Source organism: Dellaglioa sp. CoH-56-MRSF-13 (assembly GCF_056782095.1).
In genome coordinates this window covers 322,228-339,076 of the sequence record NZ_JBXAYC010000002.1, presented here as the reverse complement: position 1 = coordinate 339,076, position 16,849 = coordinate 322,228, and the positions used below count along the sequence as shown (strand labels likewise).

Below are 16,849 nucleotides of genomic sequence, written 5' to 3'. Positions count from 1 at the left end.
TAAATTATTATTACTGACAACAAGTTGTTGTCATCATTCGGAGGCGTAACTTAATGAGTAGGTGTAAACTTGATATTATGAGTGAGTATCAAGCAGCGATGCAAAAACTTGCTGATCTTAGAAGTAACATTGGAAACAGACAACAATCATCAATTCGAGATAGCTTTTTCCAAGAGGAAAAATCGCTTGAAAGAGAATGTTCTGAACTGAATATTCTATTAGAAGCTATCGATGTTGCGGAAGATTAATCCTACTTTTTGAGAAATAAAAGTAGTAAAAAACGATTAAATTCATAATTGAATTTAATCGTTTTTTTTGTTCCTATTTAAATTAATTAGTTTGTAGATTCCGAAGAACGAAACGATTAATAAGATGATACCAACTACTGTAGCAAAAATATCAACTGTTGCTGCAACTTCCGCCCAAGCATTCCCAGCAAATGCCCCAAGATAAATGAGGACAGTATTCCAAATTAATGTTCCAAAAAAGGTTAATGGAATAAAAAAACGTAATTTACATTTCGTAATTCCAGCGGGAATAGAAATTAAACTTCGAACAATGGGAACAAAACGGCCTATGAAAATAGCACGATTTTCATATTTTACAAAAAATTCAGTCGCTTTTTCAATATGGATAGGTTTTAGACCAAGCCAAGAACCATACTTACTGGCGAAAAATTGATTTAAACGTTCTGTACTTAAAAAGCGACCGATCGAATATAAGATTAAAGCCCCGATAGTCGCCCCAATAGTGGCAGAAATAATTAAACCAATTGGTGTAAGAGAACTTGAGAGCGTCATAAAACCTGCAAATGTTAAAATGATTTCAGAAGGAATTGGTGGGAAAATGTTTTCAATGGTGATCAGTAACGCAACACCTAGATAGCCATGTTGGCCGATTAAGTCAATTATGGTTTCTTGCATTTAGGCACCCCTTTTATTTAATAATTAAAGCATATCATGAGCCAAAGAAATAAAGTAATGAAAAAGGATTAGCTTAATAAAAATTAAATAATTTTCGTATTCAGAGTTAAATTTGGTACAATTGAAGAAAGAATAAGACGATTTAAGGTGGTAAAAATGAAAATTGAAGAATTACACAAGGTAGAATTAGATTTAATCCGGGAAGTCGTTGAAATTTGTCAAAAAAATAATATAAAGTATTTTATGATTGGTGGCAGTTTATTAGGTGCGGTCAGACATCAAGGGTTTATTCCATGGGATGATGATGTCGATATTGGAATGGTAAGGGATGACTACGATCGATTCTTACAAATCGCTCCCCAAGAGATTAGCCAGCCTTATTATTTTCTACAAACTGATCAAAGTGATCCAAACTATGCATTTGGATATGCAAAACTACTTGATGAATCTATTCATGTTGAAGAGAAAAGAAATATTAATGACGCTAGAAAAGGTGTTTTTGTAGATATTTTTCCTTTTGATAAAGTCCCAACAGGTGATGTCGAACGATCTATTCAACAATCAAAATATCGATATCTTAACGCGAAAATTCTTTTATTGAGCAATTATCGTTTAATGGATACTGAAATTAACGCAAAGATTAGAAAATTACAACCTGATCAAAGTCGTAAAACCAAAGAGTATAAAGAAAAAAGAGACGAACTAGTAAGAACCTATAATCAAGATGACACCATTTCAGAATATAAAAATTTAGCTTCACAATACTCATATGAAAAAGAATTACTATCAGAAAAGGAATTAGCAGCCGTGATTCAAGTTCCTTTTGAGAACCTTACGGTAACTATTTTAAGGGCATATGATGCAATTTTAAGCCGTTTATATGGTGATTATTTACAATTACCGCCTGAAAGTAAACAGATTGAAAAGCATATTGAAAAAGTGACTATTTTAGATCGAAATGATTTTACTTTTGATAATGAAATTGATTGATTTTATGACGTAAATGAGATACGTTTAAAGATGACAAATGGAGGTGCTTTCATATGGATAGAAAATCAATTATTGACGAGCGGTTGCTTAACCGGGAATTTACAATTGACAGTAAAAATATTCATGGCACGGTCGAGTTTTTTGGTATCTACTATCATTATTTTAGTGATGAAACATTAGTAAGTGGAGATGTTGTTCGAATCATTAAAACACATGTTGAAGGGTTAGACGTTAAAAAAATATAAAGGTGGTTAAATTATTATGTTGGGACTTTTAGTCGTTATTATTATTGTTATATTATTGGTCATGATTTTACCAGCAACTATCCGAATTATTAGACAACCGCATCAAGGTGTTGTTATAACTTTAGGAAAATATGAAACAACATTAGCTCCAGGCTTACATTTTATTAAACCATTTATTTCTTCAGTAATTCGTGTTAGTACGGCACAACAACCTTTAGATCTTGATAAACAAGTTGTGATTACAAAAGATAATGCTGAAATTGAAGTTAAAATTTCATTGAAGTATCACGTTACTGACATCCAAGATTTTGTGTTTAAAAATGAAGACTCTGTTCGTAGTATGATTCAAGATACACGTGCCTCTTTGCGTGGCATCATTGGTAATAAAATGTTAGATGAAGTTTTGAATGGAACGCAAGAAATTAATCGCGGTTTGTTTGGCGAAATTTCTAATGTGACAGCTGGTTATGGATTAAATGTTGATCGAATTAATATTGATACAGTAAAACCTTCAGTTGAAATTCAAGATTCAATGAATAAGTTATTGAAAGCCGCTAGAAATCGTGATGCTACTGTTGCTGAAGCAGAAGGTTACAGTAAATCAGTTGCACTAAAAAATAAAGCTGATAATGATGCATGGGTTAATTCAGCCCAAGCAAAGGCTGAAGCAGTTAAAAAGACGGCCGATGCTGAAGCATACCGAATAGATGCAGTTAATTTATCATTAAATAAAGTTGGTAATGGTTATTTTGTTAGCCAAAATATTGAGGCTTTTAAAGAATTGGCCAAGAGTGACGCAAATACAGTTGTTATGCCAAGTAATGCGATAGATAGCTTAGGTCAAATTCCAGCAATTAATGCATTATTAAAACCAGAAGCTAAATAAAACTTTCAAGAGGTTATTCCTTGGAAGTTTTTTTACTAGGAATGAGAGTGGTTAATTTGAAAATTATTATTGATGGGGATGCGTCTCCTGTGAAAAATGAAGTTATAGCTGAAGCCGAACTACGGAATATCAGTGTGTTGCTAATTACAAGTACGCCACATTTCTCAACTAAAAAGTATCCTGAAAATGTTTCGGTTAGCTATGTTGATCAAGGTCCAGATGCGGCAGATTATAGAATTGTAAAGTTAGCTGAAAAATCAGATGTTGTGATTACACAAGATTACGGACTAGCTTCTCTTTTATTACCAAAAGGTGTGATTGTGATGCATCATAAAGGATTTGAATATACAGATACCAATATCGATAGTATGTTGGATTCAAGATATTTAAGTGCAATGGCAAGGAAATCAGGTCAACGTACGAAGGGTCCAAGCGCCTTTTCAAACCAGGATAGGGCTAACTTTAAAAAAGCATTTATTTTATTATTGAATGAAAAAGGAATTAAATAAATATAAAGAAAAGAAGGGTCTTATTTGCGATCGTTAACATCGGGTAATCCAGCAAAATTAATTTTTATGTTTACTATACCATTATTGGTTGGTAATTTATTTCAACAATTATATAGTATTTCTGATACGTTGATTGTTGGACAAACTTTAGGCGTGGATGCACTAGCTGCAGTTGGTTCGACCGGGAGTATTCAATTTTTGATTATTGGATTTGCACAAGGGTTAACTGCAGGTTTATCTATTATTACGGCACAACGATTTGGGGCAAAAGATTATCGTGGTGTTAGAAAAAGCTTTGCAGTGGGACTTTTGATTAGTCTAATTGCAACGGTAATTTTAACAGCGGTTAGTTTGTTTTTTGTAAAAGATATTTTAACACTTATGAAGACACCACCAGAAATATTTGATGATGCACAAACTTTTATTAGTATCATTTTTGGTGGAATATTTGCTTCAATGGCATTTAATATTTTATCTAATATTATTAGGGCGCTAGGGGATAGTCGCACGCCATTATACTTTTTAATTTTTGCCAGCATTATTAATGTTGGTTTAGAATTATTATTTATTTTGGTATTTCATTGGGGAGTTGCTGGCGCTGGTATTGCAACTATTATTGCGCAATCATGTTCCGTTGTATTCTGTTTAATTTACATTTATCGAAAAATTCCCGTCTTACATATTGGTCGACACCATTTTAGAGAAATCACGATGAAAGATGTTAACCAACACCTTTATGTGGCTCTACCAATGGCCTTTCAAGCTTCAATAATTGCGATTGGTGCAATTATGCTACAGTCAGCTTTAAACGGTTTAGGAACGACAGCAGTTGCCAGTACCACGGCAGCGTCTAAGATTGATCAATTATCAACACAACCAATGATGTCATTTGGAATTGGGATGGCAACTTTTACTGCCCAAAATTATGGCGCAAAAAAATATGGTCGTGTTTTAGATGGTGTAAAAAAGTGTCTATTAATGTCTGGAACATTCAGTATCGTTGCAAGTCTTTTAGTTATTTTATTTGGACAACAATTAGTTACACTGTTTGTTGGAAATAATGCACCAAAAGTTGTTGCATTATCGCAGGTTTATTTTAATATTAATGGGTCATTTTACTTACTTTTGTCAGTACTGTTTGTCATTAGATACACGTTACAGGGACTGGGACAAAGCATCGTACCAACAGTTGCTGGAGTTGTAGAATTACTGATGAGATCATTTGCAGCTATCTTTTTAGCTGGTGCTTTTGGGTATGCAGGAGCTTGTTTTGCAAATCCATTAGCCTGGGGTGGGTCATGTATTGTACTGATTTATTCATATATGAAGGCTGTACAAAATTTGAGACGTTTAGATTTTGAACAAAAGGCTGAAAATAAACATGCTTAATTAGTTATGACAAAAGTACGGAAATATGCTATACTAATCAACGTTCTGCGGGCGTAGTTTAGTGGTAAAATTCCAGCTTCCCAAGCTGATGTCGCGAGTTCGATTCTCGTCGCCCGCTTAAAAATGAATAAGATAATTATATTGAAACCAAGATATTTAATCTTGGTTTTTTTTTGTAAATTTTAACTGACTAAATAGAATATAATTAGTCAAAATGATTGCAATTAAGCGTTATTTTTGCTAAGTTTAGTAACTGATATTAGTTTTTTTGTATAAAAAAACATGGAACTGGACAGAATTGAGGGGGAAAAAAGTGGATATTTTATTAAAACATGCTAAAAAGTATCGGGTAGATATTTTTTGGGCAGTCGTCATGGTGGTTATCATGGCAATTTCAACATTGTGGCAACCTAAATTGTTACAAAAAGTAATTGATGCTATTTTAAAGGACCAGGGTGATAAAATCACGACACTTGGTTTGTACTTGATTGGAGTTGCTGTTATTGGATTGTTGGCAGGTGTTGTGAATACAATTCTATCAGCAAAAGTAGCACAATCAATGAGTGCAGATATTCGTGAAACTGCTTTTAGAAAGATTCAAACATTTTCTTTCAGTAATATTGAACGATTCCAAGCAGGGAATATTGTGGTTCGTTTAACCAATGATATTACCCAAATTCAAACGTTAATTATGACAATTTTACAGACATTAATTCGAGTGCCCATTTTATTTATCGGTGCATTCATTTTAGCTATGAATACAATTGCGGATTTATGGTGGATTATTGTTATTTTAATTGTCTGCGTGTTAGGTATTTCAATGTTAACTTTCGGTCGCATGGGACGCCATTTTGGGTTAATGCAAGGCTTAATTGATCGAGTAAATGAGTTAGCCAAAGAAAACTTGATGGGTGTGCGTGTTGTTAAGTCATTTAATCAAGAAAAAAATGAAGAAAAACGTTTCGATAAGGTTTCAGATGATTTAAATGCACAAAATATCTATGTTGGAACTCTATTTGCTGTTTTAATTCCAGCATTTACATTAATTGGAAATATGGCTGTCGTTGCCGCAATTTATTTTGTAGGTGATTTAGCTAAAGCAGATCCAAGTACAGTTACAGCTATTACTTCGTTTGTTAATTATTTAATGCAAATCATGTTTGCCATTATTATTGGTGGAATGATGATGACGTTTAGTGCTCGTGCAATGGTTTCAATTAAACGACTACGCGAAATTTTAGATGAAGAACCAGATATTTATTACCAAGATGTTCCAGAGGAAGATTTATCGGGATCTGTTAGTTTTGAAGATGTCTCATTCTCATATGAAGGCGATGATAAACCAACACTTAAACATGTTAGTTTTGATGTTAAACCTGGAGAAATGATAGGAATTGTTGGTGCAACTGGTTCAGGTAAATCAACTTTAGCCCAAATGATTCCACGATTATTTGATCCCCAAGAAGGAATGATCAAAGTTGGTGGTGAGAATTTAAAGGATGTTAATGAAAAATCGCTTCGTAAAACAGTAGCATTTGTTTTACAAAAGGCTATCCTATTTTCTGGCACAATCGCAGACAACTTACGTCAAGGTAAAGAAGATGCCAACGAGAAAGATATGGATATGGCCAGTCAAATCGCTCAGGCATCAGAATTTATTAATCGATTACCAGAACGTTATGATGCAGAGGTTGAAGAACGTTCAGCTAACTTCTCAGGTGGTCAAAAACAACGTTTATCAATTACGCGTGGTGTTATTGGTAAACCTAAAATCTTAATTTTAGATGATTCAACATCAGCACTTGATGCTCAATCAGAAAAATTAGTCCAAAAAGCATTAAATAATGAATTGAAAGAGACAACAACATTTGTTATTGCCGAAAAAATCTCATCTGTGATTAATGCGGATCGTATTTTTGTTATGGATGACGGTAAATTAGTTGGCGAGGGGACACATAAAGATCTCGTTGAAAATAGTCAAATTTATCAAGAAATTTATAACACTCAAAAAGGAAAGGAGACTGTCTAATGAAAGATATGAATAGATCGATGGCATTCTTCTTCCACTACTTGAAAAGCTATAAATTAGGTTTTACAGTTATGACTGTTGCAATTATTGCATCGACATACTTCCAGGTAAAAGCACCTGTGTATATGGGAAAAGCAATTACGGCATTGGCAGACTACGTAATTGGTTTAACAAAAGGAGTGAGTGATAAAGGAAATTTTGTTAGCTCATTGTGGATGTTATTCTTATTTTATATTTTTTCAATTGTAGCAATGTTTTTCTCAAATATTATTGTCACGTTCATTACAGGAAACTCGACAAATAGAATGCGAAAAGGGCTATTTGGAAAATTACAAAAAATGACAATTCGATTCTTTGATTCACATAAAGATGGGGATATTTTAAGTCGTTTTACAAGTGATTTGGATAATATTTCGAACGCAATGAATCAAGCCTTAGGACAAATTATGAGTAATATTGCTCTAATGATTGGGATTATCATTATGATGTTTCAACAGAATGTTCAGCTTGCCTGGGTTACGATTGCTTCAACGCCTATCGCGTTACTTCTTGCGGTCATTTTAATTTCTAAAACACGTAAGTATGTTGATATACAACAAAAAGAAGTTGGAAAATTAAATGGCTATATTAATGAAAAAATTAGTGGTCAAAAAATTGTAATTACTAACGGGCTTCAAAAAGAAGCTATTGATGGTTTCTTGCCATATAACGAAAATGTTCGTAAAGCAACGTTTAAAGGACAAGTCTATTCAGGGATGCTTTTCCCAGTTATGAATGGCCTCTCGTTGGTTAATACAGCCATTGTTATCTTCTTTGGTAGCTGGTTAGCACTGAACGGTGATATGGGCCGTACAACGGCTTTAGGACTAGTTGTCGTGTTTGTTCAATACTCACAACAATTTTACCAACCAATATCACAAATTTCTTCATTGTATAGTATGTTCCAACTTGCTATTACAGGTGCTAGTCGACTGAATGAAATGTTTGATGAACCAGATGAGGTCAACTCAACTGATAAGCAAAAATTAACGGGTCTAACAAATGGTGTTAAGTTAAGAAATGTTAATTTTGGTTATAATGCTAATAAAGAAATTTTACATGATGTATCAATTAATGTTGATAAAGGTGAAATGGTAGCTTTAGTCGGACCAACTGGTTCAGGTAAAACAACAATTATGAATTTATTGAATCGATTCTATGATGTTACAGGTGGTTCAGTTGAATTTGATGGCGTAAATGTTAAGGATCTTGAACTTCAAAGTCTTCGTGATCATGTTGGGATAGTTCTTCAAGAAAGTGTATTATTCTCAGGAACAATTCGTGATAATATTGTCTTTGGTAAACCTGAAGCATCAGATGAAGATATGATTTCTGCCGCTAAGCAAGCTAATATTCATGATTTTATTATGAGTCAAGAAAATGGCTATGACACGACAGTATCGGATGAAAACTCTGTGTTTTCAACTGGCCAAAAACAATTAATTAGTATCGCAAGAACAATTTTAACTAATCCTACGTTATTAATTTTGGATGAAGCGACTTCTAATGTTGATACAGTGACAGAAGCTAAAATTCAAAAAGCAATGGATACAGTTATTCAAGGGCGTACTAGTTTTGTAATCGCACATCGCTTGAAAACAATATTAGATGCTGATAAAATTGTTGTTCTGAAGGACGGTAAGGTTATTGAACAAGGTAACCATCAAGAATTATTGGATCAAAAAGGATTCTATTCTGAACTTTATAATAATCAATTTGTATTTGAATAAAACAGTGAAAAAATCTTTCAAGAATACTTTATATAAAGTATTCTTGAAAGATTTTTTATTTTAAATTAAGATATAAAGTAACAAAAAAAACAAAAAATAAATATATTTAATTGTAATTTTATATCATTCAAGGTATGATGTAACCAGTTAATGATAACGCTTTCTTTTATGAATGGAGGAGATATTATGTTGGGTTTTTCAATTTATTTAGGTGATAAGATTGACGATGATACAAAAAAATATATTGAAGTAATGCGTAAATCAGGATTTAAGGGTATTTTTACTTCATTACATATTCCTGAAGAAGATAGAAAAAAAACTATTGATGAATTAAAAACTTTGGGGAATTTATGTCTTGAAAATAACTTGAAATTAATGGTTGATATTTCAGAAAAAAGTTTAAAATTATTGGAATTTGATTTGAAAACTGCTGGAATTACTGGTTTAAGAATTGATTATGGGATTAGTATGGAAAAAATAGCTGAATTATCAAATAATATAGATATTGGATTAAATGCTAGTACGATTTCAGAGCTGGATATTAAGCAACTAGTTGATAATCATGCAAATTTTAAGAATATTGAAGCATGGCATAATTATTATCCTCGACCAGATACGGGATTAGATGACGAATGGTTAAAAAATAAGAATCATTGGTTAAAAAAATCAGGATTTACTACGATGGCGTTTGTGGCAGGAGATAAAATATTTAGAGGGCCAATTGGAAAGGGATTACCAACATTAGAAAAACATCGAAATTACAATGTATTGGCTGCAATGATAGATTTAATTGAGAATAATTATACTGATGACGTTTATATCGGTGATCCGCGAGTTTCACAAAGAACAATTAGTAAGATAGTTAACTATTTTACTAATCAAAGTATAGAAATAGATATTGAAAGTAGTTCGCATGAACTTGATAATATAGCATGGCATAATCGTGCTGACGTGGCTAGGGATGTTGTAAGGTTAGAAGAAAGTCGGATAAGAAATCAATTCACTATTGAACCAATAAATAATGAAGATGCTCGAACGAGAGGTACTATAACGCAAGATAATATGTTATATGGGAGATATACTGGAGAAATACAGATAGTGAAAAATAATTTACCAATTGATAAAAAAGTAAACCAAATTGGTACAGTTAAAAGGACAGACTTGGATTTAATTGACTATATAGGAGCAAAACAAAAAATAATATTTAATAATACAATTATAAAAGAGGGATAAAATATGGATATTACAAAATTAGTAACGGAAACTAGAAATGAACAAACTATGAATTTAGATGAGTTAAAATGTTCTGAAGTTGCAAGAATAATGAATGAAGCCGATATGACAGTTCCTAAAAGCGTAGAAAAAGAGTTATCGCAAATTAATGAAGCAGTTAGTAAAATTATTGAATCATTTAATAGTGGAGGCCGTTTAATTTATATGGGTGCAGGAACTAGTGGTAGATTAGGTGTCTTAGATGCTGCTGAATGTGTACCAACATTTGGAACAAATCCTAGCATGGTGCAAGGATTGATTGCTGGTGGTATGAAAGCAATGACTGTGGCAGTTGAAGGTGCCGAAGATTCAAACGAATTGGGTAAGTTGGATTTGGAAAATATTTGTTTAACAAAATTAGATACAGTAGTTGGAATTGCAGCAAGTGGTAGAACACCATATGTTATTGGGGGTCTTGACTACGCTAAACATCTTGGTGCGAACACAATAAGTCTGGCTTGCAATAAGGAATCAATTATTGGACGGCATGCTGATACGGCTATTGAGATTGAAGTGGGACCAGAGATATTGACTGGGTCTACTCGTTTAAAATCAGGAACGGCACAAAAATTAGTATTAAATATGTTGTCGACAATTTCGATGATTGGAATTGGAAAAATATATAAAAATTTAATGGTCGATGTTAGACCAACGAATGAAAAATTAGTTGAAAGATCAAAGCATATTATTATGGATGCAACTGGAGTAAGTTATGAACAAGCAAAATTAACATTTGAATTAGCTGAACATGATGTCAAACTTGCAATAGTTATGATTCTAACGGATAACGATTTGAATCAAGCTAAAGAAAAATTAAAGAAGGCTCATGGTTTTGTTAGGGAAGCAATCAAATAAAATATTTGGAGGGGTTAAATTATGGCAGACAAAAAAATCGAAAAAATTGCAAATGAAATTTATGATAATGTAGGGGGGCCAGACAATGTTGAAAAATTAATTCATTGTATGACTCGAGTTAGGATGACAATTAGGGATGAAGATAAAGTAGATATTGAAAAATTGAAAAATATCGATGGTGTCATGGGTGTTGTTGAAGATGATACTTTGCAAGTGGTAGTTGGACCTGGTACAGTCAACAAAGTTGCAGATGAAATGGTAAGACAAGTAGGGGTTAAATTAGGCGAACCTTTCCCTTTGAAGAACGTAGTACAATCAACTCAAATGACTGATAAAGAATTGGTTGAGAGCAAAGCTGCTAAAGTAAAAGCAGAACATAAAGCTAAACAAAAGCAAACGCCAATAAAAAAGGTGCTTAAAGCAATTTCAAATATCTTTGTTCCACTAATTCCTGTATTTGTTGGAGCAGGATTGATTGGTGGATTGGCTGCTGTCCTTGGAAATATGATGGTTGCAGGGGATTTAAGTTCGAGCTGGACAGATTTTATTGCAGTTTTAAATGTTATTAAAAATGGTGTTTTCAGTTATTTAGTTATCTATGTAGGGATAAATAGTGCCAGTGAATTTGGTGCCACTCCAGGACTTGGTGGTGTTATCGGCGCTGTCACTTTGCTGAGTGGGGTAACCCCTGAAGCACCTCTCCATAATATCTTTAACGGTCAGGCACTAAGTGCTGGACAGGGTGGAATTATTGGTGTTATTTTTGCAGTGTGGGTATTAGCTATTTTAGAAAAAAGATTGCATAAATGGATTCCGGATTCTTTAGATATTATTATAACACCGACAATATCATTATTTGTTATTGGAATGATGACAATTTTCTTAGTAATGCCAGTTGCTGGGGTTGTTTCGAATTCTTTAGTTACATCAATTAACTGGGTCTTAGAAGTTGGTGGTGCATTTTCTGGTTTTGTTTTAGGGACTTTTTTCTTACCAATGGTAATGTTAGGATTACATCAAATTTTAACACCTATTCATCTTGAAATGATTGCTAAGTCTGGATCAACATTATTATTGCCAATTTTAGCAATGGCAGGAGCTGGACAAGTAGGGGCAGCAATTGCATTATGGGTTCGTTGTCGTAAAAATAAAAAATTAACAAATTTAATTAAAGGCGCTCTACCAGTCGGATTTCTAGGAATTGGGGAACCATTAATTTATGGGGTTATACTACCTTTAGGACGACCAATGATTACTGCTTGTCTTGGTGGCGGAATCGGTGGAGCGGTGATTGGTGGGATTGGTCATATTGGATCTATTGCAATAGGACCTTCTGGGGTAGCATTGATACCTTTAATAAGTAATGGACACTGGATTGGGTATATTCTTGGATTGCTTGCGGCATATGCGGGCGGATTTATTTTAACATTCTTTTTTGGTATTCCAAAAGATGCTATGATTGAGACAGAAGCATAAGACATACCATAAAAAGAGGTAAGAAGTATGGGTAATTATTTGTACACAATACAAGCAAATATGGATAAATACACAAAGGTAGAGCGAAAAATAGCACGGTTTATTTTAGAGCACCCTCAGAAAGTAATAAGAATGAGTACACAGAGTATGGCAGAGGTGGTAGGTGTCAGCACTGCAGCAATAACGCGATTTGGAAAAAGTATTAGTGATACTGGTTTTCCAGGATTAAAATTAGAATTATCAGCAGAAATCCAAGATGATAAATCAATGCTCGAGGAAATTAATCCTAAAGATGATTTAGTGACGACACAACAAAAATTAACCATGCGGATACAACATACGATTGAGGAATCAAATAAAACATTAGATGAGGAAGTCGTTAATGCTGCGAAGGTTATTGCAGAGTCAAAAATAATCTATGCGTATGGAATTGGAGCATCAGAAATTGTAGCTAAAGATTTCCAACAAAAATTTATTCGAGTTGGTAAGTCTGTTATAGAAACACTTGATACACATCTAATTGCCGTTGGATTATCGCAACTAAAAGAAGGAACAACTTTATTCTTGATATCAAATTCAGGGGAAAATACGGATGCAATTAAGTTAGCAAATCTTGCAAATCGACAAAAAATAAAAGTTATCGTTTTAACACATAATAAAAAAAGTACATTGGCCAAATTAGCTAATATTATTTTAGAACATGACGATAGTGAAGAAAATAAAAAATTCAGAAGTGCAGCGACTACTTCTTTAATTGCTCAATTATATGCAGTCGATCTTGTGTATTATTCTTTTGTATCAATTCATTTTGATGATAATGTTACAAGATTGACAGATTCAAGGGATGTCGTAAAGAAATATTTCACCAAAAGCAAACCTAAATTCTAAAAACACTATCTTTTATAATATTAATTTGTTACAATCAAACTATAAATTCGATGATAAAAGCTAGTAAACTAATTAATTTTAAAGCAAGTCTAGGTTGATGGAAGCTAGATAAAAGCGTTAGTTGAATCGTACTTTTTAGAAATAACTGAATATTTTGAGTGGATATTAATCAATTAGAGTGGTACCGCGGGAATTCTCGTCTCTTACATAATTATTTGTAAGGGGCTTTTTTTATACAATTTTAGGAGGAATGGATAATGAATTATAAACAACAAGTTGCACAAGCATTGGTTGCTATCGTTGATGGAAACCTTACTGAAGAAGAAATTATTGCCAAAATTGAAATACCAAAAAGTTCTGATATGGGGGATTATGCATTTCCAGCTTTTGCATTAGCTAAAGCATTTAGAAAAGCACCTCAGATGATTGCTAAAGACTTAGTAGAGAAAATTGATCAAAGTCAATTTGAGTCAGTTGCTGCAGTTGGGCCATATGTTAACTTTTTCTTGAATAAGGCTGCATTTAGTCAAGATATTATTGAACAAGTGCTTTCAAATGGCAGTGAGTATGGCGCATCTGATATTGGTCATGATGGTAACGTACCAATTGATATGTCATCACCCAATATTGCTAAACCTATTTCAATGGGACATTTACGTTCAACTGTGATTGGTAATTCAATTGCAAACATCTTGGCTAAAATTAATTATAATCCAATTAAAATTAATCATTTAGGCGATTGGGGAACTCAATTTGGTAAGTTAATTACTGCTTATAAATTATGGGGTAGTGAAGCAGAAGTTAAAGCTGATCCTATCAATAAATTACTTGAATACTACGTTCGTTTCCATAAAGAAGCAGAAGAAAATCCAGAGTTAGATGTTGCAGCTCGTGCATGGTTTAAAAAGCTCGAGGATGGCGATGAAGAAGCAATCGAACTTTGGACTTGGTTCCGTGCAGAATCATTATCAGCTTTCAATAAAATTTATGATATGCTGGGTGTCCAATTTGATTCATTTAAAGGGGAAGCCTTTTATAATGATAAAATGGGCGAAGTTGTGACAATGTTAAAAGATAAAAATTTGTTAAAAGAAAGCCAAGGCGCAGAAATTGTTGATCTTGAAAAATACGATTTAAACCCTGCCTTGATTCAAAAAACAGATGGGGCAACTTTATATATTACTCGTGATTTAGCTGCTGCTATTTACCGTAAACGGACGTATAATTTTGTACAGTCATTGTATGTTGTCGGAAATGAACAAGCTAACCATTTTAGACAATTAAAGGCTGTGTTAAAGGAAATGGGTAATGATTGGTCAGATGATATGCACCACATTCCATTTGGCTTAATCACACAAGGTGGTAAGAAATTATCGACTCGTTCAGGACGTGTTATTTTACTTGAAGAAGTTTTAGATGATGCTACAAGCCTTGCTAAAAAACAAATTCAAGATAAAAATCCTGACCTACCAAATGCTGAACAAGTTGCTAAAGATGTTGGTGTTGGGGCTGTTATTTTCCATGATTTAAAGAATGAACGTATGAATAATTTTGATTTTGTTTTAGAAGAAGTTGTTCGTTTTGAAGGTGAAACAGGTCCCTATGTCCAATATTCAAATGCTAGAGCACAAAGTATTATTCGTAAAGCGGGTGATGTTTCAATTAGTGAAAGTAACAATGAACTTTCTGATCCTGCTGCATGGGATACAATTAAGTTACTTGGTGACTTCCCTAAAATAATTAAACGTGCAGCTAAAGAATATGAACCATCAGTAATTGCTAAATACGCTATTCATTTATCAAGAGCATTTAATAAATACTATGCAAATTCAAAGATATTAGTTGAAGATGATCAAAAATTAGCTCGTTTAGCACTCGTTCAAAGTGTGAGCGTCGTTTTAACAGAATCATTAAGATTATTAGGCGTAAATGCACCAAAAGAAATGTAATTAATAAAAAAGTTGACTTAATTGTTAACTTTTTTATTTTATCTAAATATTGTTAGATGTACTTTTTAACGATGATTGTGCGTTTGAACACAAAATGGATGTGCGAATACGACCAGTTTATTTTTATCATTTTGGTACTGTTAGATTAATGATTTAGAGCTATCAGTGAATCAAAAAAATAAACCAGGGTCTCCAAAATCCGAAAAAATAAATCGACATTCTATATTTAATCTGATAGTGTTGATAGTTATATATCATAAATATAGGTATTAAGGGAGTAAAGGGATGATTACAGAAAAAGAAAGACAAAGGTATCGATCAGAATTTTCTGACCATGAGTTGTTTGGTTGTTTAAGTGAGGATGAACAAGGAGCTTGTTTTGAACAAATTACATTTAAAAGATTTCTAAAAGGAAATACTATTTTTGATATGAATGATAAACGTGATTTTATTTATGTTGTCTTGGATGGATTAGTTAAAATTGAACGTGGTGATCGAGCTGGTATTTTTCAAAATTATATGTATGTTACATCGAAACAAATATTTCCAATTGGTGGAATGTTACAGAGTGAATATTATACTGTTTCAAGTCGTGCTGCTACACTAGCGACGGTCGCTAAGATTCCTGTTGAACTTATTGAGAATTTAATCAAAACACATTATGAAGTTTCTGCGTACTTATTTGGGCAAATTGATAATATTTTAAATTGTTCAGAAGTGTTAAGGTTAAGAACCGTATGTAGTAATACAACAACCCGGATAACACAAGTGTTACAGTATTTAAGTGAGAATCTAGCCGATAAACATGGTGAGAATAGTCTGCGAATCCCATATGTGATTACACATGAAGATATTGCGACGATTAGTGGAACGCGGCGTGAAACCGTTGGACGAGTTATTCAGAAATTAGTGTTAGATGGTTATATTATTAGAGATTCAGGTATGCTTATATTTGAATCAAAATTCAATAAAATGAATAAAATCGTCCTAAATTAAGCGTATTATTTCAGTATTCATATTTCTTTTGCTATACTAAGAATAAATACTCATTCAAAGAGGGATTCTTATGAAGAAAGAGATACGTCAAGCTAAAATTGAACAGTTAATTAATAAAAAAGTAATTGCAACGCAGGATGATTTGATTTCAGAATTGGAACATGTGAATATTAAGGCGACTCAAGCGACTATTTCTAGAGATATTCGTGAAATGAAAATTGTTAAAGCTCAAGATGAACAAGGTGATTTGAGATACGCAATTTTTAAGTCAGGTAATTTAAGTGAAGAAGTTCATTTATTTGAAATTATTTTTGAAGTCGTTACTAATATTACTAAAATCCAATTTATGAATGTTGTTAAAACGATTCCAAGTAACGGTAATTTACTGGCAGCAATTATCGATGATTTTGGCTTCCCGGATATTGTTGGAACTGTTGCGGGACATGATACAATTATGATTATTAGTTCAGATGAGCAGGCCGCACAACGTGTCTATGATATTTTTACTGAACACGCAAATCCAGATAATTTAATTTAAAATACTGTGAGACTAAGGAGTAGATAACATCTACATTTCTTAGTCTTTTTTTAAATATTTAAAAATATCATAATAAAAAGGCTAATTTACTTTTTATAATATTGCTATGGTAAAATAATAAATGATATTAAGATT

General features: G+C 32.9%; 16 protein-coding genes and 1 tRNA gene. 16 read left to right on the top strand and 1 reads right to left on the bottom strand.

Features of this window, described 5'->3' with window-relative positions:
• The first annotated feature begins 53 nt into the window (after positions 1 to 53).
• Positions 54 to 248, top strand: a complete 195-nt coding sequence (locus AC1RP1_RS03500; protein ID WP_057973343.1) for a hypothetical protein — start codon at positions 54 to 56, stop codon at positions 246 to 248.
• A gap of 54 nt (positions 249 to 302) precedes the next feature.
• Here the strand turns inward: AC1RP1_RS03500 and AC1RP1_RS03495 are convergent, their stop codons facing one another.
• Positions 303 to 923 (bottom strand): DedA family protein, encoded by a 621-nt coding sequence (locus tag AC1RP1_RS03495; protein WP_481761170.1) that lies wholly within the window; start codon positions 921 to 923, stop codon positions 303 to 305.
• Between the two features lie 156 nt (positions 924 to 1,079).
• Between AC1RP1_RS03495 and AC1RP1_RS03490 the strand changes: the two genes are divergently transcribed.
• The 15 genes from AC1RP1_RS03490 to AC1RP1_RS03420 all read left to right on the top strand — a co-directional run bounded on the left by AC1RP1_RS03490 (position 1,080) and on the right by AC1RP1_RS03420 (position 16,714).
• Positions 1,080 to 1,913, top strand: coding sequence for a LicD family protein (locus AC1RP1_RS03490; protein WP_481761171.1), 834 nt, complete (start codon positions 1,080 to 1,082; stop codon positions 1,911 to 1,913).
• A gap of 53 nt (positions 1,914 to 1,966) precedes the next feature.
• Positions 1,967 to 2,158, top strand: coding sequence for a hypothetical protein (locus AC1RP1_RS03485; RefSeq protein WP_481761172.1), 192 nt, complete (start codon positions 1,967 to 1,969; stop codon positions 2,156 to 2,158).
• 16 nt (positions 2,159 to 2,174) lie between these two features.
• Positions 2,175 to 3,044: an SPFH domain-containing protein gene (locus AC1RP1_RS03480; RefSeq protein WP_481761173.1), complete on the top strand. Its 870-nt coding sequence runs from the start codon at positions 2,175 to 2,177 to the stop codon at positions 3,042 to 3,044.
• Positions 3,045 to 3,100: 56 nt separating this feature from the next.
• Positions 3,101 to 3,553: a YaiI/YqxD family protein gene (locus AC1RP1_RS03475; RefSeq protein WP_409022804.1), complete on the top strand. Its 453-nt coding sequence runs from the start codon at positions 3,101 to 3,103 to the stop codon at positions 3,551 to 3,553.
• Between the two features lie 24 nt (positions 3,554 to 3,577).
• The gene (locus tag AC1RP1_RS03470) at positions 3,578 to 4,942 is read left to right on the top strand and encodes an MATE family efflux transporter (protein WP_481761174.1); all 1,365 of its coding nucleotides are present in this window, start codon (positions 3,578 to 3,580) and stop codon (positions 4,940 to 4,942) included.
• Positions 4,943 to 4,989: 47 nt separating this feature from the next.
• Positions 4,990 to 5,060: transfer RNA gene (locus tag AC1RP1_RS03465), tRNA-Gly, on the top strand.
• Between the two features lie 255 nt (positions 5,061 to 5,315).
• Positions 5,316 to 6,971, top strand: coding sequence for an ABC transporter ATP-binding protein (locus AC1RP1_RS03460; protein ID WP_481761400.1), 1,656 nt, complete (start codon positions 5,316 to 5,318; stop codon positions 6,969 to 6,971).
• Positions 6,971 to 8,740 carry an ABC transporter ATP-binding protein gene (locus AC1RP1_RS03455; RefSeq protein WP_481761175.1) on the top strand — a complete coding sequence of 590 codons (1,770 nt, stop codon included), beginning with the start codon at positions 6,971 to 6,973 and terminating at the stop codon, positions 8,738 to 8,740. Before AC1RP1_RS03460 ends, AC1RP1_RS03455 begins: the two co-directional genes overlap by 1 nt.
• 186 nt (positions 8,741 to 8,926) lie before the next feature.
• Positions 8,927 to 9,973: a MupG family TIM beta-alpha barrel fold protein gene (locus AC1RP1_RS03450; RefSeq protein ID WP_481761176.1), complete on the top strand. Its 1,047-nt coding sequence runs from the start codon at positions 8,927 to 8,929 to the stop codon at positions 9,971 to 9,973.
• A 3-nt stretch (positions 9,974 to 9,976) separates the two neighbouring features.
• On the top strand, positions 9,977 to 10,867 hold the full coding sequence (murQ, locus tag AC1RP1_RS03445; protein ID WP_481761177.1) for an N-acetylmuramic acid 6-phosphate etherase: 891 nt from the start codon (positions 9,977 to 9,979) through the stop codon (positions 10,865 to 10,867).
• 21 nt (positions 10,868 to 10,888) lie between these two features.
• A complete protein-coding gene (locus AC1RP1_RS03440) occupies positions 10,889 to 12,343 on the top strand; it encodes a PTS transporter subunit EIIC (RefSeq protein WP_481761178.1) in 1,455 nt (484 codons plus the stop codon).
• Between the two features lie 27 nt (positions 12,344 to 12,370).
• Positions 12,371 to 13,231, top strand: a complete 861-nt coding sequence (locus AC1RP1_RS03435; protein WP_481761179.1) for a MurR/RpiR family transcriptional regulator — start codon at positions 12,371 to 12,373, stop codon at positions 13,229 to 13,231.
• A 257-nt stretch (positions 13,232 to 13,488) separates the two neighbouring features.
• A complete protein-coding gene (gene argS / locus AC1RP1_RS03430) occupies positions 13,489 to 15,180 on the top strand; it encodes an arginine--tRNA ligase (RefSeq protein ID WP_481761180.1) in 1,692 nt (563 codons plus the stop codon).
• Between the two features lie 285 nt (positions 15,181 to 15,465).
• Entirely contained in the window at positions 15,466 to 16,176 is a 711-nt protein-coding gene (locus tag AC1RP1_RS03425; protein WP_481761181.1) for a Crp/Fnr family transcriptional regulator, read from the top strand.
• A 70-nt stretch (positions 16,177 to 16,246) separates the two neighbouring features.
• Complete coding sequence (locus tag AC1RP1_RS03420; protein WP_409022715.1) at positions 16,247 to 16,714, top strand: arginine repressor; 468 nt, start codon at positions 16,247 to 16,249, stop codon at positions 16,712 to 16,714.
• Positions 16,715 to 16,849: the final 135 nt, after the last annotated feature.